This window comes from Streptomyces sp. NPDC101776 (assembly GCF_044766845.1).
Lineage (GTDB): Bacteria > Actinomycetota > Actinomycetes > Streptomycetales > Streptomycetaceae > Streptomyces.
Map to the genome: position 1 here is coordinate 944,602 of NZ_JBIWMV010000002.1, position 24,218 is coordinate 968,819.

At 70.9% G+C, this 24,218-nt stretch carries 24 protein-coding genes and 1 pseudogene; 6 read left to right on the forward strand and 19 right to left on the reverse strand.

Translation table 11 applies throughout. The features are described from left to right. Positions 1–162 precede the first annotated feature (162 nt). Complete coding sequence (locus ACIRRY_RS09985; protein ID WP_403970082.1) at positions 163–669, forward strand: flavin reductase family protein; 507 nt, start codon at positions 163–165, stop codon at positions 667–669. 61 nt (positions 670–730) lie between these two features. After that, positions 731–1,492, forward strand: coding sequence for a polymorphic toxin-type HINT domain-containing protein (locus ACIRRY_RS09990; protein WP_403970085.1), 762 nt, complete (start codon positions 731–733; stop codon positions 1,490–1,492). A 267-nt stretch (positions 1,493–1,759) separates the two neighbouring features. Here the strand turns inward: ACIRRY_RS09990 and ACIRRY_RS09995 are convergent, their stop codons facing one another. The 4 genes from ACIRRY_RS09995 to lipB form a co-directional block, all read right to left on the reverse strand. Continuing rightward, a complete protein-coding gene (locus ACIRRY_RS09995; RefSeq protein ID WP_403970088.1) occupies positions 1,760–2,464 on the reverse strand; it encodes a DUF4191 domain-containing protein in 705 nt (234 codons plus the stop codon). Positions 2,465–2,524: 60 nt separating this feature from the next. Next, entirely contained in the window at positions 2,525–2,725 is a 201-nt protein-coding gene (locus tag ACIRRY_RS10000; RefSeq protein WP_329248202.1) for a hypothetical protein, read from the reverse strand. Between the two features lie 254 nt (positions 2,726–2,979). Beyond that, positions 2,980–3,945, reverse strand: coding sequence for a lipoyl synthase (gene lipA / locus ACIRRY_RS10005; protein WP_403970091.1), 966 nt, complete (start codon positions 3,943–3,945; stop codon positions 2,980–2,982). 105 nt (positions 3,946–4,050) lie between these two features. Continuing rightward, positions 4,051–4,848, reverse strand: a complete 798-nt coding sequence (gene lipB, locus ACIRRY_RS10010; RefSeq protein ID WP_403970094.1) for a lipoyl(octanoyl) transferase LipB — start codon at positions 4,846–4,848, stop codon at positions 4,051–4,053. Between the two features lie 284 nt (positions 4,849–5,132). Here lipB and ACIRRY_RS10015 point away from each other — a divergent pair, with 284 nt between their 5' ends. After that, positions 5,133–6,569 (forward strand): regulator, encoded by a 1,437-nt coding sequence (locus ACIRRY_RS10015; RefSeq protein WP_403970097.1) that lies wholly within the window; start codon positions 5,133–5,135, stop codon positions 6,567–6,569. Positions 6,570–6,670: 101 nt separating this feature from the next. Here ACIRRY_RS10015 and ACIRRY_RS10020 read toward each other — a convergent pair whose 3' ends face one another. From ACIRRY_RS10020 to ACIRRY_RS10035, 4 genes and pseudogenes are all read right to left on the reverse strand, one after another. Beyond that, complete coding sequence (locus ACIRRY_RS10020) at positions 6,671–8,041, reverse strand: FAD-dependent oxidoreductase (RefSeq protein ID WP_403970871.1); 1,371 nt, start codon at positions 8,039–8,041, stop codon at positions 6,671–6,673. A gap of 171 nt (positions 8,042–8,212) precedes the next feature. Next, positions 8,213–8,488, reverse strand: a pseudogene (locus ACIRRY_RS10025) (FAD-dependent oxidoreductase); the annotation flags it as partial. Positions 8,489–8,678: 190 nt separating this feature from the next. Beyond that, positions 8,679–8,849, reverse strand: coding sequence for a hypothetical protein (locus tag ACIRRY_RS10030; RefSeq protein ID WP_403970100.1), 171 nt, complete (start codon positions 8,847–8,849; stop codon positions 8,679–8,681). Between the two features lie 167 nt (positions 8,850–9,016). Next, the gene (locus ACIRRY_RS10035; RefSeq protein ID WP_403970104.1) at positions 9,017–9,913 is read right to left on the reverse strand and encodes a TIGR01777 family oxidoreductase; all 897 of its coding nucleotides are present in this window, start codon (positions 9,911–9,913) and stop codon (positions 9,017–9,019) included. 74 nt (positions 9,914–9,987) lie between these two features. On the opposite strand from ACIRRY_RS10035, the gene ACIRRY_RS10040 reads away from it, so the two are divergent. Further along, complete coding sequence (locus tag ACIRRY_RS10040) at positions 9,988–10,476, forward strand: GNAT family N-acetyltransferase (protein ID WP_403970107.1); 489 nt, start codon at positions 9,988–9,990, stop codon at positions 10,474–10,476. A 25-nt stretch (positions 10,477–10,501) separates the two neighbouring features. Here ACIRRY_RS10040 and ACIRRY_RS10045 read toward each other — a convergent pair whose 3' ends face one another. Beyond that, positions 10,502–11,686 (reverse strand): MarP family serine protease, encoded by a 1,185-nt coding sequence (locus ACIRRY_RS10045; protein ID WP_403970110.1) that lies wholly within the window; start codon positions 11,684–11,686, stop codon positions 10,502–10,504. Between the two features lie 188 nt (positions 11,687–11,874). Here ACIRRY_RS10045 and ACIRRY_RS10050 point away from each other — a divergent pair, with 188 nt between their 5' ends. After that, a complete protein-coding gene (locus ACIRRY_RS10050; RefSeq protein WP_403970113.1) occupies positions 11,875–12,699 on the forward strand; it encodes a peptidoglycan recognition protein in 825 nt (274 codons plus the stop codon). Positions 12,700–12,821: 122 nt separating this feature from the next. Here the strand turns inward: ACIRRY_RS10050 and ACIRRY_RS10055 are convergent, their stop codons facing one another. From ACIRRY_RS10055 to ACIRRY_RS10065, 3 genes are read right to left on the reverse strand one after another with little or no spacing between them, the layout of a single operon-like run. Further along, entirely contained in the window at positions 12,822–13,952 is a 1,131-nt protein-coding gene (locus ACIRRY_RS10055; RefSeq protein ID WP_403970116.1) for a lipid II:glycine glycyltransferase FemX, read from the reverse strand. A gap of 56 nt (positions 13,953–14,008) precedes the next feature. Beyond that, positions 14,009–14,383, reverse strand: a complete 375-nt coding sequence (locus tag ACIRRY_RS10060) for an ATP-binding protein (protein WP_403970119.1) — start codon at positions 14,381–14,383, stop codon at positions 14,009–14,011. After that, positions 14,371–15,789 (reverse strand): ATP-binding protein, encoded by a 1,419-nt coding sequence (locus ACIRRY_RS10065; protein WP_403970122.1) that lies wholly within the window; start codon positions 15,787–15,789, stop codon positions 14,371–14,373. Before ACIRRY_RS10065 ends, ACIRRY_RS10060 begins: the two co-directional genes overlap by 13 nt. Positions 15,790–16,036: 247 nt before the next feature. On the opposite strand from ACIRRY_RS10065, the gene ACIRRY_RS10070 reads away from it, so the two are divergent. Continuing rightward, the gene (locus ACIRRY_RS10070; protein WP_403970125.1) at positions 16,037–16,267 is read left to right on the forward strand and encodes a hypothetical protein; all 231 of its coding nucleotides are present in this window, start codon (positions 16,037–16,039) and stop codon (positions 16,265–16,267) included. Between the two features lie 87 nt (positions 16,268–16,354). Here the strand turns inward: ACIRRY_RS10070 and ACIRRY_RS10075 are convergent, their stop codons facing one another. From ACIRRY_RS10075 to aceE, 7 genes are all read right to left on the reverse strand, one after another. Then, the gene (locus ACIRRY_RS10075; RefSeq protein ID WP_403970128.1) at positions 16,355–16,732 is read right to left on the reverse strand and encodes a hypothetical protein; all 378 of its coding nucleotides are present in this window, start codon (positions 16,730–16,732) and stop codon (positions 16,355–16,357) included. 146 nt (positions 16,733–16,878) lie between these two features. Beyond that, positions 16,879–17,358 (reverse strand): hypothetical protein, encoded by a 480-nt coding sequence (locus ACIRRY_RS10080; protein WP_403970131.1) that lies wholly within the window; start codon positions 17,356–17,358, stop codon positions 16,879–16,881. 187 nt (positions 17,359–17,545) lie between these two features. Beyond that, positions 17,546–18,325 (reverse strand): SDR family NAD(P)-dependent oxidoreductase, encoded by a 780-nt coding sequence (locus tag ACIRRY_RS10085; protein WP_403970134.1) that lies wholly within the window; start codon positions 18,323–18,325, stop codon positions 17,546–17,548. Positions 18,326–18,464: 139 nt separating this feature from the next. Further along, positions 18,465–18,992 carry a carboxymuconolactone decarboxylase family protein gene (locus ACIRRY_RS10090; RefSeq protein ID WP_403970137.1) on the reverse strand — a complete coding sequence of 176 codons (528 nt, stop codon included), beginning with the start codon at positions 18,990–18,992 and terminating at the stop codon, positions 18,465–18,467. Between the two features lie 69 nt (positions 18,993–19,061). Beyond that, on the reverse strand, positions 19,062–19,583 hold the full coding sequence (locus tag ACIRRY_RS10095; RefSeq protein WP_403970873.1) for a DUF4240 domain-containing protein: 522 nt from the start codon (positions 19,581–19,583) through the stop codon (positions 19,062–19,064). 174 nt (positions 19,584–19,757) lie between these two features. Continuing rightward, positions 19,758–20,738: a helix-turn-helix transcriptional regulator gene (locus ACIRRY_RS10100; protein WP_403970140.1), complete on the reverse strand. Its 981-nt coding sequence runs from the start codon at positions 20,736–20,738 to the stop codon at positions 19,758–19,760. Positions 20,739–20,980: 242 nt separating this feature from the next. Next, positions 20,981–23,692, reverse strand: coding sequence for a pyruvate dehydrogenase (acetyl-transferring), homodimeric type (gene aceE, locus ACIRRY_RS10105; RefSeq protein WP_403970143.1), 2,712 nt, complete (start codon positions 23,690–23,692; stop codon positions 20,981–20,983). Between the last annotated feature and the right edge of the window lie 526 nt (positions 23,693–24,218).

The following is a 24,218-nucleotide window of genomic DNA, read 5'->3' on the forward strand; positions in this document are numbered from 1 at the left end:
GCTTCCCGGTTGCCGGTCCGGGACGGTGACCGCATAGTCGATCTGGAGCCGGGTGACGATCTCGATCACTATCGGTGAGCCGTGTCCGAGGCCGTATCGAGGCCGCTGAACTCGCGGCGGCCTCCACGAAGGCCCGCAAAGGCCAACAGGTGGTGCACCGTCATGACGGAGCGTCAGGAAGTACTGGAAGCCGAAGCCGCGGTGCAGCCCGAGGATTTCCGGGCGGCGATGGCCCGCTTCCCCTCGGGTGTCGTGGTCGTGACCACATGCTGCGAGGACGGAACTCCCCGCGGTTTCACGGCCAGTTCGTTCTGCTCGGTCTCGCTGGAGCCGCCGATGGTCCTGGTCTGCCTGGCGAACTCGGCGGACTCGGCACAGTCGTTCGGCCACTGCGACCGCTTCGCCGTGAGCGTGCTGGCCCCCGACCACCGCCCCCTCGCCCTGCGCTTCGCCACCAAGGGCACCGACAAGTTCGCCTCCGGCGGCCTGTGCCTCAGCCCGGCCGGCCTGCCGACGGTCGAACGCGCCCTCTCCGAACTCGACTGCACCGCACACGCACGTCACCCGGCCGGGGACCACACGGTCCTGATCGGCCGGGTGACGGGGGTGCGACTGGGGGAGGGATCCCCGATGGTCTACTACGACCGGGCGTTCAGGACCCTGGCCTGACGCTGCCTCGCACGGGGATCAGCCGAGGGCCAGCTTCGCGAACCAGGTGGTGTTCGCGCTGATGACCTCCGCGGCACTGCCGATCGAGGAACTCGAACTGGGTGACAAGGTCACCGCCACCGCCACCGCCACCGACCCCGAGACCGGCGAGACCACGACCGAGACCGTCACCACGACGATCCTCGGCCAGGGAATCAAGCACCTCGTCAAGATCACCGTCGACACGGACGGCGACGAGGGCGACGAGGGCGACGAGACAGCCACCGTCACAGCCACCGACAACCATCCCTTCTGGGTCCCGGCCCTGGGCGAATGGCTCGACGCCACCGACCTGAACGCCGGCGAATGGCTCCAGACCGGTGCCGGCACCCGAATTCAGATCACGGCGCGTTCGCAGGGTTTCCTGGAACCCGGTGAGCGGGTGGAGCGGGTTCTGCTGGCGCAGGGCGGGATCAATCCCTGGGCGCAGGTCGGGTTTCCTCCGGTGGGTCTGATCGGGGTCCGGGCCGTGGCCGTTGCAGCGGGGGCGTCAGGTGGGGTCGGGGCGCTCGGGGGTGTACTCGGCGCACTGGCCGGGGCGATGATCGCCGCGGTGTTGACGACGCGGAGGGTGGTGCTCGCGACCGATCGGGGGCTCGTGGTGCTGGAGTACGGACGGTTCGGCGGAGTGCAGCCGAGCAAGGTCATCGCACGGCTGCCGAAGGAGACAGCCATCGGTGCCCTGTCCGGCACCTGGGCGCAGACCGAGTTGGCCGGGGAGCGGCTGTGGGTCCACAAGAAGTGGCAGGGGGACACGGCCGTGCCCGTGGGGCGGCTCGGCTAGGGCGGGATCGAGTGGGCGGGCCGGGCGTCCGTCTGGGGCGCCCGGCCCATTGCGTGGGAGAGCTTCTGAATCGCAGGCTGGAACCGGTGCGCGGGGTCCACGGGGCAGACCTCCCGCGCCCTCGAACACGTGCCGCGAGCCCCTGCCAAGGCCCAGCTCACCAGCAGGTAGTCGGCACTCCCACGACCCACGACAGCACTACGACGTTGGGGGCGCCCCGAGTGATCCGGGCGCCCCCAACGTCGTAGGAGTCGAAATGCGGGGGTGTCAGCGGGTCTTGCCGCCGCCCTTGGGGAGCTTCATGCCCTTCGGCATCGGGCCCTTCGGGAGGGGCATGTTGCTCATCAGGTCGCCCATCGCGCGCAGGCGGTCGTTCGTGGCCGTCACCTGCGGACCCGTCAGGACGCGGGGCAGCTTCAGCATCGTCGTGCGGACCTTCTTGAGGGGGATCTGGCCCTCGCCGGTGCCGACCATCACGTCGTGCACCGGGACGTCCGCGACGATGCGGTTCATCTTCTTCTTCTCGGCGGCCAGCAGGGACTTCACCCGGTTCGGGTTGCCCTCGGCGACCAGCACGATGCCGGCCTTGCCGACCGCGCGGTGCACCACGTCCTGGCTGCGGTTCATCGCCACCGCCGGAGTCGTCGTCCAGCCCCGGCCGATGTTGTCCAGTACCGCCGCGGCCGCGCCCGGCTGGCCCTCCATCTGCCCGAAGGCGGCGCGCTCGGCGCGTCGTCCGAAGACGATCGCCGCCGCGAGGAAGGCGAGCAGGAGGCCGAGAATGCCCAGATAGATGGGGTGACCGAGCAAGAAGCCGATCGCGAGGAAGACACCGAAGGTGGCAATTCCGACAGCCGCGAGTACAAGACCGATCGTCTTGTCGGCCTTGCGCGTCATCTTGTACGTCAGAGCGATCTGCTTGAGTCGCCCGGGGTTCGCAGCGTTGTCCGCTGTCGTGTCCTTCCTCGCCATGCGGGGAAGTCTACGTGCCCGCGGGAGCGCCGACGACGGCGGTGCCCGCAGGACGGGGATTCAGGAGTGCGAGGTGAGGGACTGCTCCAGGACGAGCTGTGCCTCGACCCGGTCCTTGGCGCGGCGGCGGTCCTCCAGGACGGAGGTCCACGCGTTGCGACGGGCGGTGCGCTGGCCGCTGCTCAGCAGCAGCGACTCGACCGCGCGCAGGGCGTCGGTGACGGACGGGATGGCGGTGGCACGAACGGGCGCGGCCTGCATCGTGGAGGTCCCCCCTCGGAACGGCTCTGGGTATGGGGCTACGTGCTGTAAATCCAGTGTCACTGTTTGGTGTTACCAGGGCGTGACCGACCGGTCAAACGCCAATGAAACCTTGATGCGGTGGGCCGAAACGCTGACGCGGCCCTGATGGACGCCCTCAACTGGGAGGATGGTCAGGACCGCGTCAACGGCGGGTGCTACTCGCGAGTAGCTGCTTGTGCGCGAGTTCACAGGACGGTAAAGCGGACGTGGTCTCAGACCGCCTGCGAGGCCACGTACGCGCCTCGCTTCTCGACCGCCATCTGGTACAGCCGCCCCGCACGGTACGAAGACCGCACCAGCGGGCCGGACATGACCCCGGAGAAGCCGATCTGCTCGGCCTCCTCCTTGAGTTCGACGAACTCGTGCGGCTTCACCCAGCGCTCCACGGGGTGGTGCCGCACCGAAGGCCGCAGGTACTGCGTGATCGTGACCAACTCGCAGCCCGCCTCGTGCAGTTGGCGCAGCGCCTCGCTGACCTCCTCGCGGGTCTCGCCCATCCCGAGGATCAGGTTCGACTTCGTGACCAGACCGTAGTCGCGGGCCTCGGTGATGACCTTGAGCGAGCGGTCGTAGCGGAAGCCGGGGCGGATGCGCTTGAAGATGCGCGGGACCGTCTCGACGTTGTGCGCGAAGACCTCGGGGCGCGAGGAGAAGACCTCGGCGAGCTGCTCCGGCACCGCGTTGAAGTCCGGGGCCAGCAGTTCGACCTTGGTGCGGCCGGCCTCGCGGGACTCCGTCTGCTGGTGGATCTGGCGGACCGTCTCGGCGTACAGCCAGGCTCCGCCGTCCTCCAGGTCGTCGCGGGCGACGCCGGTGATCGTGGCGTAGTTGAGGTCCATGGTGACGACGGACTCGCCGACCCGGCGCGGTTCGTCGCGGTCCAGGGCCTCGGGCTTGCCGGTGTCGATCTGGCAGAAGTCGCAGCGCCGCGTGCACTGGTCGCCGCCGATGAGGAAGGTCGCCTCGCGGTCCTCCCAGCACTCGTAGATGTTGGGGCAGCCGGCTTCCTGGCAGACCGTGTGCAGACCTTCGCTCTTCACGAGGGCCTGCATTTTCGTGTACTCGGGACCCATTTTCGCCCGGGTCTTGATCCACTCGGGCTTGCGCTCGATGGGGGTCTGGGCGTTCCGGACCTCCAGGCGCAGCATCTTGCGTCCGTCTGGGGTGACTGCGGACACATCGGCTCCCTGTAGCTTCGATTCTTCGGCGTACACCAGGGTACGCCCGTGATTTCAGGCCCCCGCCTTGAGGCCAACCGCAGAGCGGAAAGTCACATTCCCGGGTCAGGCGGTGGCCTTCTCGATCTCCCGCGGCTTCGGATCCGCGTGCTCCAGTACGTCCTTCAGGTGACGCTCGACCACTGGCAGCACCTCGTCGATCGTGACGTCCCGGCCCAGCTCGGCCGCGAGTGAGGCGACGCCGGCGTCGCGGATGCCGCACGGGATGATGCGGTCGAACCAGCGGTTGTCCGGGTTCACGTTCAGCGCGAAGCCGTGCATCGTGACGCCCTTGGCCACGCGGATGCCGATCGCGGCGATCTTGCGGTCCTCGCGGCGCTGGCCGGCGTTCGACGGCGCGTACTCCGGGCCGTTCATCCGGGGGTCGAACTCCTCGTCGTGCAGCCGCGGATCGAAGTCCAGCGACAGTCCACCGACCTTGGGGCGCTGCTCGACCGGATCGCCCAGCACCCACACCCCGCTGCGGCCCTCGACCCGGCTGGTCTCGACGCCGAACTCCGCGCACACGCCGATCAGCGCCTCCTCCAGGCGTCGTACATGCGCGACGACGTCCACCGGGCGGGGCAGCTTCTGGATCGGGTAGCCGACGAGCTGGCCGGGGCCGTGCCAGGTGATCTTGCCGCCGCGGTCGACGTCGACGACCGGGGTGCCGTCGAGGGGGCGCTCGTTGTCCTGCGTGCGGCGGCCCGCCGTGTAGACCGGCGGGTGCTCCAGGAGCAGCACGGTGTCGGCGACCGCGTCCTCGAAGCGGGCCGCGTGCACCCGGCGCTGCTCGTCCCACGCCTCCCGGTATTCGACGGCGTCCGCGCCGAACCCCATCCGGACGAACCGCAACTCACCCACGGCAAGCGCCTCCTCAGCAGCACCTATGAGTCGTAAGGCACGAAACATGCCTACGCCACTGTACGACCGACCGCTGACAGCGCTCCGGGCGGCCGGGGCCGTCAGCCCTACGACCAATCCTCACACGATCGGATGAATGCACGTCGGAATGTGCGACGGGATGCTTACGCTCCGCTACATTCGCGCCGTTCACGAGGCCAAAAGGGCTGCTCACAGGCAATCCGGGCAGGCAGTGGCCGCACAGGCCTCTGTTGAGGCCCGAAAGGCAGGAGACCGCACCGCAGATGACGGAACGACCCGCGCAGCGCACTCCCAACCGTCAGCTCGCCGCGCTCATCGCAGAAGCGGGGTTCTCCAACGCAGGTCTCGCCCGTCGCGTGGACCAGCTCGGTCTGGAGCACGGACTCGATCTCAGATACGACAAGACATCCGTCACCCGGTGGCTGCGCGGCCAGCAGCCCAGAGGCACCACGCCCGCGCTCATCGCCGAGGTCTTCACCCGTCGGCTCGGCCGCCGGCTCACCGCGCAGGATCTCGGGCTCGACGCCTGCGCGCCGGTGTACGCCGGGCTCGAATTCGCCGCGACCCCCGAGGAGGCCGTCGACATCGTCAGCGGGCTGTGGCGCAAGGACTCCGGCAGCCACGCCGAACTGCGCAAGATCGCCTTCACGCCGGCCGGGTTGGTGGTGCCCAGCCGGGACTGGCTGATCGGCCGCGCCGACGACCGGGTCGGCCGCGCCGAGGCCGCGAACCGGGTGCCCCCGCAGGGCCGCCCCGCCGTACCCCGGCAGCGCGGTGCGGCCGAGCGCGGCCCCGGCCAGAAGGTCACCGGCGGCGACATCTCCGCGCTCCGCTCGGTCGGCGAACTCTTCCGCACCCTCGACAACGCCTACGGCGGCGGCCACGCCCGGCAGGCCCTCGTGCGCTACCTGGAGCACGAGACCGAGCCGATGCTGCGCGGCACCTACGGCGAACAGACCGGCCGCCGCCTGTTCGCCGCTGCGGCCGACCTCACTCGGCTCGCGGGCTGGACGTCGTACGACATCGCCGCGCACGGGCTCGCGCAGCGGTACTTCGTGCAGGCGCTGCGGCTCTCGCAGGCGGCCGGGGACCGGGCCTACGGCTCGTACGTGCTCATGACCATGAGCAGGCAGGCCGTCTACCTCGGGCACGGGCGGGAGGCCGTGCAGCTCGCGCGGGTGGCGCAGCAGGGGGTCGGGACCAGCGCGCCGCCCGTCGTGCAGGCGCTGCTGCACTCCGTGGAGGCGCGGGCGCACGGGGTGCTCGGGGAGGTGCGGGCGTGCACGTCCGCGCTCGTCCGGGCCGAGCGCGCGCTGGAGACGGCGCGCGCCGGGGACGAAGTGCCGTACTGGGCACGGTTCTTCGACGAGGCACAGCTCGCCGACGAGTTCGGGCACGCGCACCGGGACCTTCAGCAGTTCCGGGCCGCCGCGCAGCACGCGGAGCGGTCGCTGCAACTGCGGGCGCCCGCGTTCGCCCGCAGTCGGCTGTTCTGCCGGGTCGTGCTCGCCTCCGCCCGGCTCGGGCTGGGGGAGTTGGACCAGGCGTGTGTGCTGGGGGCGGAGGCGGCGGGGCAGGCCGCGGAGATGCGGTCGGTGCGGGCGGTCGAGTATGTGCGGGACTTCGAGCGGCGGCTTGAGCCGTACAAGGACGCTGCGCCGGTTCGGGGGTATCGCGACAAGGTCGCCGCGTTCGGGTGAGGTGAGTGACGAGGGGGCGGGACTGTGCGGCTCCGTTGCGGCTGGTCGCGCCCACGCGGCGGAGCCGCATGTCGATACAGTCCCGCGCCCCTGAAAGACCTTCAGGCGGCCTGTGTCGTTGTCTGCATCTGCTCCGCCCTGTGCATCGAGCCCGCCGCGCCCAGGTCCGCCAGGATCGCCGCCGACACCCGGTGTCCCGAGTGCAGGGCGCCCTGCACCGTGCTCGTGTCCCGGTGATCGCCGCAGACGTAGAGGCCGGCCAACAGCCGTACGGGACGCCGTAGATCGTGCGGGGGGCGCATGACGGGGACCGCCGTGGCGGTGTGGTGCACGGCGAGGGTTTCCCAGCGGGTGGTCGAGGTGCCGTAGAGACGTGCGAGATGTGTGCGTACGGCGGTCTCGACGTCCGGTGGGGGAGGGCCCAGGACCGTCGAGGAGACGAGGGCGCGGCCGGCGGGCGCGCGGCTCGGGTCGACCTCGCTGACGATCGCCGTGTGCGCGACCGGGCCGCCGCGGTCGGAGTCGAGGAGCAGGGCGGCTCCGGTCGCGGGCGGATCGTCGGTCGTGTGGTGGACGACCGTGACCTGGTGGAAGTCGGGTACGCGCAGGCCGGGCAGGAGTTCGGCCGCCGCGCGCGCGTCCGTCGCGACCAGCACGGCCCGGCAGCGGATCTCGCCGTGCTCGGCGGTGGTCACCGACGTCGTCGATACGGCCGTCACGCGCACGCCGGTGTGCACGGTCCCCGGCGGCAGCGCCGCGGCGAGCACCTCGGGCAGCATCTCCGCGCCGCCCTCCGGCAGACACAGCCGTCCGCCCGCGAAGGCGCGCAGCGCGAGGTCCGCGCACCGGCTGGAGGTCGTCAACTCCGGGTCGCAGAGCAGCGCGGCGAGCAGGGGGCGCAGGAAACCGTCGATGGTGCGCGCGGGTACCCCGCGCGCCGCGAGCGCCTGCCCTGCCGCCAACTCGGGCCGCGCCAGCAGCCGTTCGACCGGGGTGCCCGCGAGGCGCGACAGCGCGGTTCCGAGCCGGGCCTGGTCCACGGGGCCACCGAGCGGGGCACCGGCCCGGGACCTGGGGACGGCGGCGGCCCCTCGGGCGTCCACGGGCCGGTCCTTGAGCGTGGGGCCACCCCAGGAGGGGTCCGTACGGCCGCCGGGAGGGGCACCGGCCCGGTCACGGGCAGGCGCCCCGCCCCAGGGGGCGCCGGCCCGGTCCCTGAGCGCCTCCCAGGAAGCGCCCGTCAGCCCGCCCCGGGACGCGGTCCGGGACTTGGGCGCGGGCCCTGTCGCAGGGGTTCCGGCCCGGTCGGTGAGGGTCGTCCCGTCCCCGGAGGTGTCTGCCCGGTCCCCGGGTGTCGGCCCACTCCTCGAAGCGCCCGTCCCGTCCCCCGGTGCGGCCGCGGCCCGGGCGGCGCCTCCGAGGCCCCTCGCCGTCGGGCCGCCCCAGGGGGAGCCCGCTCGTCCCTTCGTCACCGGCGCGCCCCAGAAGGAGCCCCTCCGTGCCGCTCCACCCCACGTGGACCCCGTCCGCACCCTCGGTACCGCCCCCACCCGAGGGGCGCTCGCCAGGGCGCGTACGGCATGGAGTGCGCCCCACGCGCTCCCTCCGGGCGCCGGGGTGCCCGCGTGGTGGTGGCGGCCGTCGCTGTGGAGGAGGACCCCCGGTGCGAAGGGGCGCAGCACCAGGGCGTCCAGGCCCGGGGTCAGGCGTAGTTCGGGGTACGAGGTGGACAGGAACTGTCCGATCCGGTCGAGCCGGAACCCGTCGACCTTCTCGGTCGACATACGGCCCCCCACGTAAGGGGCGGCCTCCAGGACTGCGGTCGTTACTCCTGCGCTGATCAGCCGATGCGCCGCGGCGAGTCCGGCGACCCCGGCTCCCACGACGACGACGTCCGCCTGGTACGCGGGCTCAAGCACGTGCCCCTCCTCGAGGTTGCGCGGCCGGTGGAGACGTCATGCCCCCAACAGCCTCCAGGGATACCCGAGTTCGGGTCGAGGTTAGGGCCGTGATCGGTCAAGGGGAGTCGCGCATACGCAGGGCACGGTCGCACGGCGGTCGCATACGGTCGCCGAGCGTCATCAACGGGTGCGAACGCGTCCCTCGCTGTCAGAGGAAGTCCGGGCACTCCTCGGCGAAGCCCTGCGAGACGGGCTGCCAGACGCCGTGGTCCTCGCACACGCTCAGCCGGTCCGCTTCCGCCGCGGTCTCGATCAGCTGAGCGGCGCTCAAGGGGACGGCCGCCGTGAAGACCCGCCCGAGGTGGTGGCAGTGCACCATCGGGCGGAGTTCCGCCGAGTACGGCTCGTCGGCGACCGGTCCGCATGGCCGTCATTCTTCAAGTCCCGTTGATCCAGGCCGAGTTCTTTGTTCCGCCGCGCTCTTCTGTGCCAGGCGACCGGTATCCCCGTGCCCGCCGTCACCGCCCCGTCCTCACCGCCCGGCGCTCACAACGCCGCCCGGATCGCCCCCTCGATCTCCGGGAACGCGAACGTGAAGCCCGACTCCAACAGCCGCTTCGGCAGCACCCGTTGACTCCCCAGCACATCCCCCGACATCTCGCCGAGCACCGCCTTCAGCGCGGGTGCCGGAACGGTGAAGAGGGACGGCCGGTGCAGCACCCGGCCCATCGCCGCCGAGATCTCACGGTTCGTCAGCGGGTTCGGGGCGGTGAGGTTGAACGGGCCGGACAGGCCCTCGGTGTCGATGAGGTGGCGGATCGCGGCGACCTCGTCGTGCAGCGCGACGAACGACCAGTACTGCTTCCCGTCGCCGAACCGGCCGCCGAGGCCCGCCTTGTAGAGGGGGAACAGCTTGGCCCACGCGCCGCCCTCGCGCGCCACGACCAGACCGGTCCGCGCGAACACCGTCCGTACGCCCGCCTCCTGAACGGGTGCCGTCGCCTCCTCCCACTCCACGCACAGCGAGGGCAGGAAACCGTCACCCGGAGGCGCGTCCTCGTCCACGGCGCGGTCGCCCGTCTCGCCGTAGAAGCCGATCGCGCTGCCGTTCACCCACACCCGCGGCGGCCGGTCCAGTGCGGCCACGGCCTCCGCGAGGGCGGCCGTGCCGAGGACGCGGCTGTCGCGGACCGTCTTCTTGTAGGCGTCCGTCCAGCGGTGGTCGCCGACCCCGGCGCCGGCGAGGTTGACCACGGCGTCGCAGCCGTCGAGCCCGGCCGCGTCCACGTACTGCCCCTCGGGGTCCCAGCACACCTCGTCCGCGCCCCGGGCGCCGTGCCGCACCAGGCGCACCACCTCGTGCCCGTCCGCGGTCAGGGACCGCACCAGTGCGCTGCCGATCAGACCGGAGGCGCCGGTCACCGCGATTCGCGAGCGTTCCATGGCGCCCATCCTGCCCCGCCGATCGGTAAAAACCCCATGAGGACTCCGCCGTTCGCCGTCGTAGGGTGGCCCGCATGTCCGAGCCGTACATACGCACCGCCCTGCCCGACGACGAAGAGGAACTCGCCGCGCTGGACCGCGCCGCCTGGTCGCCCCTGCACTCGGTCCAGTCCCGGCCGCAGCCGCCGTACCGCCCCTTCTTCGACGAGCGGCATCTGCCCGGCGAGCACCTGGTCGCCGAACTCGACCGGCGGATCGTCGGCTACATCCGGCTGGTCCCCGCCACCGAGCTCGCGTGCAACGCGCACGTCCGGCAGATCCAGGGGCTCGCCGTCGCCGACGAGGCGCGCGGAAAGGGGGTCGGCCGGGCGCTGGTCCGGGCCGCCGTCGAGGAGTCCCGGCGCCGGGGCGCGCGCCGGCTCACCCTGCGCGTGCTCGGGTACAACGCGCCGGCGCGAAAGCTCTACGAGGCCGAGGGCTTCGTCGTCGAGGGCGTACTGCCCGAGGAGTTCCTGCTCGACGGGCAGTACGTGGACGACGTGCTGATGGGCCGATCCCTGTGAACCGGTGACCTGGTGATCTGCTGGCCTACGACGTGACCAGGTCGCCCGTGTCCACCTCGGCCGTCGCGGTCGCCGCCTTCCGCGCGTCCCCGGAGACCTCGTCGGCCGTCAGCACGTACCCCGTCTCGTCGTCCGAGGTGGAGCGGGCGAAGACGACGCCGTAGACCTTGCCGCCGGTGGTCAGGAGCGGGCCGCCGGAGTTCCCGGGGCGGACGGTGGAGCGGATCGAGTAGATCTCGCGGGTGACCGTCCCGTTGTTGTAGATGTTCTGCCCGGTCGCGTTCACGCGGTTGGCGACGGTCGCCGCCTGGAGGTTCAGGTCGCCGTCCTGCGGATAGCCCGCGACCACCGCCGAGTCGCCGCGCGAGGCGCTGTCGTCGAAGCTCAGGACAGGTGCCTTCAGCCCCGGCACGTACAGCACGGCGACGTCCTTGTTCGGGTCGAAGAGGACGACCCGTGCCTCGTACGACCGCCCGACCCCGCCGATACGCACGGTCGGGTTGTCGATGCCGGCCACCACGTGGGCGTTGGTCATCACGTGCTGCGACGCGTACACGAAGCCGCTGCCCTCGCGGCCCTGGGTGCCCGAGGAGCCCTCGATCTTGACCGTGCTCCGCTTGGACGCGTTCGTCGCGGCGGCCGTGACGCTGTCGCCGGTGGGCTTGGCGACCTCGGCCGTCGACTCGTTCTCGAACGGGTTGAAGACCTGCGGGAAGCCCGCCTCGGTGAGCGCGGAGGTGGCCCGCGAGAACCAGGTCGGGGTCGCCTCCGGCATGAGCTTCTGCACGCTGCCGAGCAGCGTCGAGTCCTGGATCGCCGTCGTGACCGTCGCGGACGAGGAGGCGCCGAGCACACTCGCGGCGACCCACGCCACGATCATCACCGCCACCGAGTTCGCCGCGGCCCCGCCGATCCCGTCGGCCACCCGCAGCGGCCCCTGGTCCAGCTCCCTGCGCAGCTTCAGCGCGAGCCGCCCCGCCAGTTCGTGCCCGACCACCGCCGGGGTCAGCACGGTGAGCACGGCCGTCACCGTCGCCGTCGTCGTCCCCGGGGTCACCAGGTCCATCACCCACGGGAGCACCCACACGCCGACGACCGCACCGCCCACGAACCCGGCGAGCGACACACATCCGGCGACGAGGCCGCGCCGGTACCCCGACGCCGCGTAGGCGAGGATCACCAGCAACAACAGCAGGTCGAGCAGGTCCACGGAGCCGCCTTTCTCTCGGAACCCTTAGTACGCGAGGAACGGGCGCACTGATCAGTCACGCGCGCGTGGCCCCCCAGGAACCTCCACGCGTGCGTGTACCCCCAGAAACGTGCCGGACCAGGACGATGGTTCCACCGGGTGGCACAGCACACATCGCGGGCGGAGCGAATCCGGCCGAGAGTGTGACCATGCGTGTCCAGAGAAGAACGCCGGGTGCACGAGGATGGCGGCAGCGGGTACGAATACCCCGGGTACCCCGTTCCGCGTTCGTGCTGCTGGCCTGCCTCCCCGGTCTCGCCGCCGTCCTGGTGCTCGCCCTGTGCGCGAACGGCATCGGACACAAGGCCTCCGCCGCCGCGCACCCCCCGCTCGCGGCCCACCCGGTCGCGCTCCAGCACACCGCGCCCCGACCGCGCATCGTCCCGCGTTCGGCCTGGCTCGACGCCCTCTCGCGGCACGCGCAGCCGCCGCCGCGCTACGACGACAAGGTCGTCGCCGTGTTCGTCCACCACACCGACTCGCCCAACGGCTACGACTGCGCGGACGTGCCCCGCGTCATCCGCTACCTCTACGCCGGGCAGACCGGCGTCCGGGACTGGGACGACATTGGCTACAACTTCCTCGTCGACCACTGCGGGACGATCTACGAGGGGCGGGCGGGGGGTGTCGACCGGGCGGTCACCGGCGCGCACACGCAGGGGTTCAACCACCGGACTGCCGGGATCGCGGCGATCGGGACGTTCACTGCGGGGATGGCTGTGCCTCGGGCCATGACGGATGCGATCGCCGCGCTGGCGGCGTGGAAGTTGGGGCTGGCGGATGTGGATCCGCGGTCCAAGGCGCGGCTGGTGTCCAGTAACAACCTCAGTCGGTACGCGTCTGGGACGACTGCCGTGCTGCCTGCGCTGGCGGGGCACAAGGACGGGTACATGACGAGTTGTCCGGGGGCGGCGTTGTTGGGGCGGTTGCCGGAGGTTCGGGGGGTGGCGGCGCGGTTGCAGGGGCGGAGTTGATCGCCCCCGCCGCCCCTACCCGTCCCATCCGCGGGGGCTGCGCCCCCGGGCCCCGCTCGGTCGGATGCCGGGTGCGGGTCGGTGGGGGCTGGGCGCGCAGTTCCCCGCGCCCCCAAAGGCCGTTACCTGCGCCCGAGATAGACCCCCAACGCCCGTTGCAGGACCTTCCCTTGGGTGCCCACCGGGCGTTCCCATTCCCCGAAGTACTCCACTGCCTGGGCGCCCGTGCCGGTCTTGAAGAGGAGGCGGCCGAGGAGGTGGTTGGTGGGGTCGAGGGACGGGGTGATGGAGCGGAGGTCGTAGGTGTCGGCGCCGGAGTCCAGGGCCTCGCACAGCATGCGCCACAACAGGAGGCTGCTGGGGCGGAGTTCGCGGCCCCGGCGGCCGGACGCGGGGTAGGAGTGCCAGACGCGGGGGCCGACGCTGATCATGAGGGCGGCGGACAGCACCTCGTCGTCGTACTCGGCGAGATAGATCCGCAGCCGGTCGGACTCCTCGGCGTTGAGGGCCTGCCACATGCGCCGGAAGTAGTCCAGGGGGCGGGCCTTGAAACCGTCCCGCTCGGCCGTGGCCCGGTACAGGCGATGGAACGCGGGGAGGTCGTCCGCCGAGCCCCAGAAGACACCGACACCGCCACCCTCGGCGGTCTGGAGGGCCTGCAACCAGTGCGGTGCGAGACTCCGGCGCAACTCGTCAACGGACCGCCCGGTCAAGGGAATTCGGCACCCGTACCGTGGTTGCCCGAGTCCGAATCCGCTGCCCTCGTTCTCCTTGCACCGCCGCCACCCCAACCGCTTGAGCCGCTCCGCCGCGTCCAGCGCGTACCCGTCGAGGCCGTCCGTCGGCAGATCCCGCAGATGCCGTACGGCGGGGTCGGCGACGCCCGCCGCGACGGTGGCCGCGTCCCAGTGCCGGACGGCGAGCGGCGGGCCGATCCGGACCGAGAACGCGCCCTCCTTCTCCAGGTGCGCGAGCAGTGGGTCGAGCCAGCGTTCCAGGCGCTGGCTGTGCCAGTCGATCGCGGGGCCGTCCGGAAGGTAGGCGAGGAAGCGTCCGGTGCCGGGAAACGCCCGGTACAGCACGAGCGCGACGGCGACCATCACATCCCCCTCGAACCAACCCACGCTCTCCGCGGTCCAGTCGGGCTTCACGTCGGCCCACTCGGGGATCTGGAGATGGCTCGCGTCGGGGTGCAGCCGGAGATGGTCGAGGTGCTCCTCGCGGGTGATCCCCTTCACGTACGGGCTGGTCATGGGCACGACGCTCCTGTTCGGCGGCGGCCACCGTAAGCCGGGGCGTACCGGAGGGGTCAAGACTTCACGGCTGTGAACTCCGCCCACACCTGCTTGCCGCGTCGGCCCTGCCGGGGCGTGACACCCCACTGGCCGGCCACGGACGCGATCCGGTAGACGCCCCGTCCGCTCTCCGTATCCCAGTCGGGTTCGGTGTACCAGACGGGCAGTTCGGGCGAACGGTCGGCGACGGCCACGCGAACCCCGCCTTCCGGGAGGGTGCGGAGGCGTAGTTCGCACTCCGGGGACTTCACGTGGCGCTGGACGTTGGCCGGCATCCCGGTCACGCAGAGCGTCGCGCCGTCGGCGAGTTCGGGATACCCCCAGGCGGTGAGCTGCTCATGGGCGGCGTTCGTGGGTTTCGCCGCCGGGAAGTGACTCAGGCGGGCCATGCCGCGAGCAGGTCCGCCGGGCCGTACGCCGCGTCGAGCCCCGTGCAGTCGGTTCCGCTGCGCGAGACCGCGACCACCGGGACCGGGTCGTGCGTGAGGGCGGCTCGATGGTGATGCAGCGCAGCGAGGTCGTGGCGGTCGAACGGCGCGTTCTCCAGCCACTTCACAGAGCCGACGAAGAGCAGCTCCTTGGCGATGGGAGCCCGGTCGGCTCCGACGAGGTCGATCTCCACGGTGTTTGTACGGGTCCAGTACGCGCCGATGGCGGGCGCCGCCGGAAGGCCCCCGTCGGGCAGCAGACGGGCCAGTGCCTCGCGTACCAGGGGTTCGACGGCCCGGCCCCGCCAACTGGTCCAGTTGTCCCGGACGCGTCGCAAGGTCAGATCACCCCTGCCCCGCTCGATCTCCTCCATCGCGGGGCCGAGCAGCTTCAGCCAGAAGCGGAGATAGGGGTCGGCGACCCGGTAGCGACGGTCCTTCGAGGGCCGCGTGGACAGGGGGAGGTCGGTCGCGATCACCCGCTTGTCCGCGAGGATCCCCAGTGACCTGTTGAGGGGGGTCGCACTGATTCCGCCGGCCGCACGGGCGATGTTGGTGAAGGTCCGCTCGCCGCTTCCGATCGCCGCGAGCACCGCGCGTGCCTGCACCTGCTGAGGGAATTCGGCGGCCAGCGAGCGTTCCGCCGAGACCAGCAGCGCCGAGACGGGATCGCTGAGGGCAGCCGACAGGAAGTCCCACAGCCCGGCGCCGTGCGGCCATTCCGCACAGATCAGGGGCAGCCCGCCGGTGACCAGGGCCGCGTCGAACGCTCCGGCCGCGTCCAGGCCCAGCATCGCGCCCACTTCCGCCGGATTGAGCGGCCCCAGCACCATCTCCCGGCCTCGCTGGTGGAACGGACGGCCGTAGCTGTTCAGCGCCTCCATCATCGACAGGTCGGAGCCGATGAGGACCAGCAGTACCGGCTTCGTCTCCAGCAGCCTGTCCCAGGCCCGTTGCAGCGTGCCCTCGAACGCGCCCTCCGCGTCCATCAGATACGGCACTTCGTCCATGACCACCACGCTGGGCCGGTCGTGCGGCAGAGCCGCCGCCAGTACGTCGAGGGCGGCGTCCCAGTTCGCGGGGCGGGCCGAGGCGAGCAGGCCGGCGAGGGGCAGATTCGAGGACTGCGCGTCCTGGGCGAACCGCTCCAGATCGGCGTGCGGCGACGCTCCCGTGGCGGCGTAGAAGAGAAACGGCACACCGGACCGCTCGGCGAAGCGTTCGACGAGCCGCGACTTGCCCACACGGCGACGCCCCCGCAGCATCACGCACCGCCCCGGCCGCTCGCCGCCGACCCCGGCCGCCACCTTGCCCAGCTCACGGTCCAGGGTGTCGAGCTCGCGTACCCGTCCTACGAAGTTGCCCATACCGGCGAACTTAACATCAAAGTTACTAACATTGATGTTAGTAACGCGGATGTCCGCTCGGCTTTCCTCGTCGCCCGGCGACAGCAGTGTGGGGACCTGTTGCCGCGAGGTGTCGACACCGGTATCCGTCGCCGCTGCGCGCCTGACAGCGGTCACGCGCTCACAGGTTTCTCGCAGGCAACTCACCGGGTCCACCGAAACAAGCTCCCTATCGTCATGCACACGCACTGACACGGAGGTGGGGAACATGAACAGCAGTCACTCCAACACCACGGAGAAGTCGGCAGGTTGGGCCAAGTCCGCCCGTGGGCCGTGGGCCGTTGTCTGCGCCGTCGCTACCGTCATCCTCGGCCCGGCCGCCGTCACGGCCTCCGCGCTCGACCAGGCCAACGCGGCGCCGATGCACCACTCGGTACGGGCCGACCAGAACCAGGCCTACATCTCGACGGACACGTCACGGCGCCGGACCGCCGCCTGAGACAGCCACCGGCGGGAGCCGAGCGGCGACATGCCCTTCAGTGGCCGCTCCTCAGCGCTTCGCCGAGCCGGATCTGTGTGACGCACCTCAGGTCGGTTTCACGGTGATCGAACGGCCCGCGTGGTTACGGGCGTGGTCCATTTCCGCTGTGGCCCGATCGCCGACGAGGGACACGCCCATCGCATGGCCGTCGGTGTCCTTCTCGCTGACCGCCTTGTATTCCAGGACTCTGAGCCCCTTCGGCACATGGACGATCTCGGCGTTCAGAAGGGTCACCGGAGTCGACGGCACGTTGCTCGTCCCGGGCAGACTCACCCAGTACTCCTGGCCGACCTGGGCATGCTCGAAGCCGAGTTCCGCCTGCGACTGCGTTCCTCCGTCCAGGGCTTTGCCCTGGGACTCGCCGTCGCCGGTACGGGAGTTGGCGCACGCGGTGAGAACCACGGCTGCCAGGGACAGCGTCATGGCCACGGCCACTGCTGACTGACTCGTTCTCATTTCCCGCCGCGGATCCCGTTCATGCCGCAAGCGTTCTTGTCGGGCCGCGGTACCAGGATCCAATCACGCTGGTCGGACGGCACAACGGCCTGGGGTTCCCCTGAGCTGCGTCATCAGCGCGCGGCGACCAGTTCCTGGGTGCTGGTGACCGTGCCGTCGGTGTGCCGGGTGAGGCGGACGACCAGGACGTGGCGGCGGTCGGCCGGTGCGGTGACGTAGAGCGGTCGGCCCTTGTCGAGGCCGGGTGCCCTGAGCTTCACGCGCGAACTGAACGCTCCGGCCGCGCTGTTGCACCCTTTCGCGAGGGTGAGGCCGAAGGGGTCGTGGTCGTGCCGGGTGGCGTCGATGTCGTAGTCGACGTTCTTGTTGTCGGGCTCGGCGACCGTCCCGACGTTCATCGTGACCCATGCGTGGACCTTCACGTCCGAGCAGACGGAGACCGTGCTCACCGCCTGTGGGTCCGGGTCGTTGAGGTCCTTGCCCTCCGCGTCCTGTCCGACCAGCAGGAGGGTTCCGCCCAGTACGGCGGCTCCCACGACGACGACGGCGGCACCGAGCAGGATCATCGAGCGCGGGCGGACGATCGGGAACATGTGTCCTCCGGGGACCGGGAAGCGGCGATCTCGTCGCCCAACTCGGTTGTGCCGAGCGGGCGTTGTCGCTCCGTAGGACATCCGGGGATCGGTGGGCGTTGTGACCGGCGGGGCATCAGGACGGCTCTGTGACACATGGGTCGACCCGCCGTTACGGAGGGGAACCGGATACGGCGGGGCCGCTCGCTCAGACCTGGTCGGTGGGGCGGATGACGATCTCGGCCACGGCTCGGCGGCGCGGGCTGGTGACGACGTACTCGACGGCCTCGGCGACGTCGTCGGCGTGCAGTTGCTCCACGTCGGCGAACCTGGCCGCCATACGGTCCCGCACGGCCTGCTCCTGGTGGGCGAACAACTCGGTCTCGGTGAGGCCCGGTTCGACCACGGAGAAGCGGACGTTGCGCCGCGCGTACTCCTGCCGCCAGGCCTCGGTCGCGGCGGTGACGCCGAACTTCGTCGCGTTGTACACCGCGCCGGACGGGATGGCGTAGCGGCCGGCGATCGAACTGATGTTGACCACGTCGGCGACCCGCCGCGGACTGGAGACGGCGGCCTCGATCAGGTGCGGCAGCGCGGCCTTGGTGACGTACAGCAGCCCCTTCACGTTGATGTCGACCATCTGCTCCCAGTCACCCAGCGAGGCCTGCGCCGAGTCCCCGGTGAACATGACACCGGCCGCGTTGACCAGGATGTCCAGTCGGCCGAGCCGTTCGACGGTAGTGGCGACGAGGCCGGCGGCCGCGTCGGCATCCGTGAGATCGGCGGCCAACGCGACCGCCCTGCCGTCCAGTTCGGCGATCTCCTTGGCCAGCACGTCGATCCGGTCCTGCCGCCGAGCGACCAGCACGACGGCGGCCCCCTCGGCCGCCAGCCGGCGCGCGGTGGCCTGCCCGATACCGCTGCTGGCACCCGTGACCAGGGCGACTGTCGACTTCAGGGTCATGGTGGTGGACGTGGTGGTGGGCATGGCGGTGACCTCCGGAACAGTGATGTGCGCCTCCGTGACACCACCACTCTGCGGACCGGCTCATGGGGGTGCCAGAGCGTGGTGATCCTGGTATCCGCACCAACTGGTAACAGGCGGGAGCGCATCCGCTCCGGCACGCTCAGTGCCTGCCCATCTCCAAGTACTGTTCGCCCGCCGGGTCGATGTCCACGCCCAGGCCGTTCATGAGGCCGGCCAGCATCGTGTAGTAGCCGACCGTCGTGATCAGTTCGACCACCTGGCGGTCCGTCAGGTGTTTGCGCAGGGTGCCCAACGTGGCGTCCGTGAGGGTGTGTCGGGTCAGGAGTTCGTCCGTCGCCGTCAGCAGGGCCGACTCGACCGGGTCGAACTCGCCTTCCTCGGGGCGGAGTTCGACGACCGCCGCCAACTGGTCGACCGTGAGCCCCGCGTGCACCGCGATCGGGCGGTGCTGGACGATCTCGTAGGCGCAGTCCGTGTGTGCCGCCACCGCCATCACCACCAGCTCGCGCAACCGCACCGGCAACGACGAACCGAGCACGGCCAGCCCCAACTCGATGGCGGGGCCCGGCAGTTCGGGAGCGTGGGAGAGCATGCGGAACGCGTTCAACGGGGTGGGGAGTCTGTCGACGGCCTCGGCGGAACGCTCCGGGTACGGTATTCGGGCCACGGCGACCTCACTGGGATCAGGGACTGACGGCGGACGGGGCATCCATCGCCGTACCCCGTTCCCTCGTGCTCACTCCTGCCGGAACCTCTCCCGCAGCTTCGGGAAGCGTTCCGCCAGCACCTCGTCGTTCTCCAGGTCGAGCGCCGCCCCGAGCGGCTCGGCGGGCGGCGGCGGGATCCCCAGGTCGGGGGCGACGACGCCGGTGAGCTGCTCGTACGCCTCGTCCGCCGCGTACCCCAGTTCCTCCCCGTCGCCGTCGATCTCGTCGTCGAAGTCGTCCAGGGCCTCGGCCAGCGAGTCGGGATCGTGGACCGCACCCTCGTACACCTCGCGGCCCTGGCCGATCAGCCAGCACCGGAAGAAGTCGAACGCGTCGTCGCTCGCCCCGTCGAGCAGCACCCACGCCGCACCCCACAGATCCCAGGTGTAGGCGCGGTTGTAGCGGGCCTCGAAGTGCCGGGCGAAGTCCAGGACCAGCTCCGGGTCCAGCAGCAGAAGCCGGTCCACCAGCAGGTCGGCCTGCTCCTCGGGGTCGCCCTCGGCGGCCTCGCGGGTGGCGTCCACCAGCTCCCAGAACTCCGTCTCGTCCATCACGGGTCAAGCATCGGGCCTGGAGGGGTGGTGCGCATGTGGAGTGGGGCGGATTGTCACCTGGCGCTGGGCAGATCGTTATCGGGCGGTGCGGGGCAGATCATTGGCGGGTGGCGCGGGGCGGATCGGTGTCGGGCGGTGCGGGGCGGATCGTTGGCGGGGGGTGCGGGGCCGTCATGACCCGTACAGCGCGGCCAGCCGTGCCGCGTCCCGCGCGAACCGTACCCGTAGTACCTCCGGCGCCAGCACCTCCACCTCCGGGCCCAGCCCCGTGAGCTGGCCGTGTGCCACCTCCTCGGACTCCACCGGCAGGGTCACCGTCACCCACCCGTCGTGGCTCCGGGGACGGCCCGCCGCTTCCAGCGCCTCCCTCGCCGTGACCGGATCGACGGTGTACGGGAGTCTTCGCGCGCCGTCGGGGGAGAGTCGTACCACCACTTCGGTGTGCAGGATCGAGCGCGCGAACTGTTCCGCCTGCTCCTCCCAGAACGCCGGCAGGTCGAAGTCCTTCTCCCGTGTGAAGCGGTCGCCGTCGACGAGATCCACCGCCGTGAAGCGGTCGATCCGGTACACCCGGTAGGAATCGCGGCCGGTCACCCGTGCGCACAGGTACCAGATGCCCGCCTTGAGGACGAGGCCGTACGGGTCCAGCTCGCGTTCGACGGCGGAGTCGCCGCGGCGGTAGCGCGCGAGCACCCTGCGGTCGTCCCACACGGCGTCCGCCACGACCGGGAGCAGTTCGGGGGTCTTCGGTTCAGTGAACCAGCTCGGGGCGTCCAGGTGGAAGCGTTGTGCCGCCGCGCGGGAGGCGTCCCGCAGGGACGGGAGCAGGGCCGCCGACACCTTCAGGCGGGCGGCCGACGCGGCGTCCTCCAGGCCCATCTCGCGCAACGCTCCCGGTACTCCGCTCAGGAAGAGCGCCTCGGCCTCGTTGCGGGCCAGGCCGGTGAGCCGGGTCCGGTATCCGCCGACGAGCCGGTATCCGCCGGCCCGGCCCCGGTCCGCGTACACGGGGACGCCCGCCTCCGACAGCGCCTGGGCGTCCCGGGTGACGGTGCGTTCGGAGACCTCCAGCTCGCGGGCCAGCTCGGCGGCGGTCATCGAGGGGCGGGACTGGAGGAGCAGCACCATTTTGATGAGGCGGGCAGCGCGCATGGGTCTCATGATGAGGGATTTCGCCCCCGCCGCCTCTACCCGTCCCATCCTCCTGGGGCTCCGCCCCAGACCCCGCCAGGGGGCTCTGCCCCCTGGACCCCCGCTCCTCAAACGCCGGAGGGGCTGGACTTTCAGCCCGTCCGGCGTTTGAGGACGAGGCCGTTCAGGCCGAAGCGGGGGTCTGGGGGCGGCAGCCCCCAGGGACGGGACGGGTAGAGGCGGCGGGGGCGAAGAAACAACCCCTACAACCCGTACCGCTCCCGCGCTTCCTTCACCGCCGTCGCCTTCACTTCCCCGCGCCGCGCCAGCTGGGCGAGCGCGGCGACCACGATCGACTCCGCGTCGACACCGAAGTACCGGCGAGCCGCGTCCCGCGTGTCCGACAGGCCGAAGCCGTCCGCGCCCAGCGACGACCAGTCCTGCTCGACCCACTGCGCGATCTGGTCGGGAACCTGCCGCATGTAGTCGGAGACGGCGAGCACCGGACCCTCGGCGCCGTGCAGCGCCTGCCGGACGTACGGCACCCGCTCCTCGCCGCGCAGCAACGCCGCGTCCGCGTCGAGCGCGTCCCGCCGCAGTTCGGTCCAGGACGTCGCCGACCAGACGTCGGCCGCGACACCCCAGTCCTCGGCGAGCAACCGCTGCGCCTTCAGCGCCCAGTGGATCGCCGTACCGGAACCGAGGAGCTGGATGCGCGCCGCGTTGGCAGCGGGCGAAAGTCCCGCCGATTCCGCCGTGTTGAAGCGGTAGAGGCCCTTGACGATGCCTTCGTCGATACCGAGGCCGGCCGGCTTGGCGGGCTGCGGGATCGGCTCGTTGTAGACGGTGAGGTAGTAGAAGACGTTCGGGTCCTCACCCGGCGCCGCCTCGCCGTACATCCGGCGGATGCCGTCGCGCACGATCGCCGCGACCTCGTACGCGAAGGCCGGGTCGTACGACATCGCCGCCGGGTTCGTCGCCGCGATCACCGGCGAGTGCCCGTCCGCGTGCTGGAGCCCCTCGCCCGTCAGCGTCGTACGGCCCGCCGTCGCACCGACGAGGAAGCCGCGGCCGAGCTGGTCGCCGAGCTGCCACATCTGGTCGGCCGTGCGCTGCCAGCCGAACATCGAGTAGAAGATGTAGAAGGGGATCATCGCTTCGCCGTGCGTCGCGTACGACGTCGACGCGGCGATGAAGTCCGCCATGGAGCCCGCCTCGGTGATCCCCTCGTTGAGGATCTGACCGTTCTTGGCTTCCTTGTAGTACATGAGCTGGTCGCGGTCGACGGGCTCGTACGTCTGGCCCTTGGGGGAGTAGATCCCGAGGGAGGGGAACAGCGACTCCATGCCGAACGTCCGTGCCTCGTCCGGCACGATCGGCACCCAGCGCTTGCCGGTCTCCTTGTCGCGGACCAGGTCCTTGACGAGACGGACGAAGGCCATGGTGGTGGCCACGTTCTGCGAGCCCGAGCCCTTGTCGAAGGACGCGAACGTCTTCTCGGCGGGGGCGGGCAGCGCGGGCAGCGCGTGCGTACGACGGGCGGGGGCCGGACCGCCGAGCGCGGCGCGGCGCTCCTGGAGGTAACGGACCTCGGGGGAGTCGACGCCGGGGTGGCCGTAGGGAACGACCCCGTCGACGAAGTCGCTGTCCTTGATGGGGAGTTCGAGCAGATCACGCATCTGCTTGAACTCGTCCGTCGACAGCTTCTTCATCTGGTGGTTGGCGTTCTTCGACGCGAAGCCCTCGCCGAGCGTGTGGCCCTTGACCGTCTGCGCGAGGATGACCGTCGGGCCGCCCTTGTGCTCTACGGCCGCCTTGTACGCGGCGTACACCTTGCGCGCCTCGTGACCACCGCGCGAGAGGTGGAAACACTCGAGGATCTTGTCGTCGCTGAGCAGCTTCGCCAGCTCGACGAGCGCCGGGTCCTTGCCGAAGAAGTCCTCGCGGATGTAGGCGGCGCCACGCGTCTGGTACGTCTGCACCTGGGCGTCGGGTACCTCGCGCAGCCGTCGTACGAGCGCGCCCGTGGTGTCGAGGCGGAACAGCTCGTCCCAGGCGTTGCCCCACAGGGACTTGATGACGTTCCAGCCGGCGCCGCGGAACTGGGCCTCCAGTTCCTGCACGATCTTGAAGTTCGCGCGGACCGGGCCGTCGAGGCGCTGGAGGTTGCAGTTGATGACGAAGGTCAGGTTGTCCAGACCCTCACGGCTCGCCAGTGCGAGGGCCGCCGTCGACTCGGGCTCGTCCATCTCGCCGTCGCCGAGGAAGGCCCAGACGTGGGACTCGGAGACGTCCTTGATGCCGCGCGCGGTGAGGTAGCGGTTGAAGCGCGCCTGGTAGATCGCGGACAGCGGGCCGAGGCCCATCGACACCGTCGGGAACTCCCACAGCCAGGGGAGGCGGCGGGGGTGCGGGTACGACGGGAGGCCGTTGCCGCCGGCCTCCTGGCGGAAGTTGTCGAGGTGCGCCTCGGTGAGGCGGCCGTCGAGGAAGGCGCGGGCGTAGATGCCGGGGGAGGCGTGGCCCTGGATGTAGAGCTGGTCGCCGGAACCCGGTGATTCCGCGGATTCCTTGCCTTTGAAGAAGTGGTTGAAGCCGGTCTCGTACAGCCAGGCCGCGGACGCGAAGGTCGCGATGTGGCCGCCGACGCCGTGTTTCGCGCCGCGGGTCACCATCGCCGCCGCGTTCCAGCGGTTCCACGCGGTGATCCGGCGCTCCAGCGCCTCGTCGCCGGGCGCGGACGGCTCGGCGGCGGTCGGGATGGTGTTGAGATAGTCCGTCTCAAGCAGCTTGGGCAGCGCGAGTCCGTTGCCCTCCGCGCGCTCCAGTGTGCGGCGCATCAGATACGCGGCACGGTGCGGACCCGCAGCCTGCGTGACGGCGTCCAGGGAGGCCTGCCATTCGGCGGTCTCCTCGGGGTCGCGGTCCGGGAGCTGGTCGAGCTCGCTCGGCTGGATGGCGTAGGGGTCGGTCATAACGCCGCCTTCCTCGGTCGAAGGGGGGTTCCCTCATCGGCAAGGGGATTTCGGGGGTGCCCTTGGTCTTTGGCAGGACAGGGCGGCGGGCCCTGTGGTGGGAGCCCGTCGGTGACTGTAACTCCCTGATCGATGATCGATCAAAGGTTCCCGGGCAAAATATCTTGAATACCGGAAAGTCGGCACGGGGTGCCTCCGGCGGCGGCACCGGGTGTCTTGGTTTGGCGGGGTTTTCGCAGGTGGGAGGGGGCTTTTGAGCGGGGGAGTGCTCCGGTGTTGGGGGGTCGGGGCGGGGTGGGCTGTGGTGGGGCGGAGTGGGCTGTGGTGGGGCGGGGTGGGGTGGGGTGGAGTTGGGCGGGCTGTGGTGGGTGCGGCCGGTGGAGACTGCCGTCCTGGCTGACCGCTGACCGCTGACCGGGCCGCGTGCCGTCCCGGCCGGGTGTCGTCCCGGCTGTGCTCCGTCTTGGCTGTGGGCGGTTCGGGCTGGTCGCCGTTCTGGCTGACCGCCTTCTTCGCCGAACGTCGT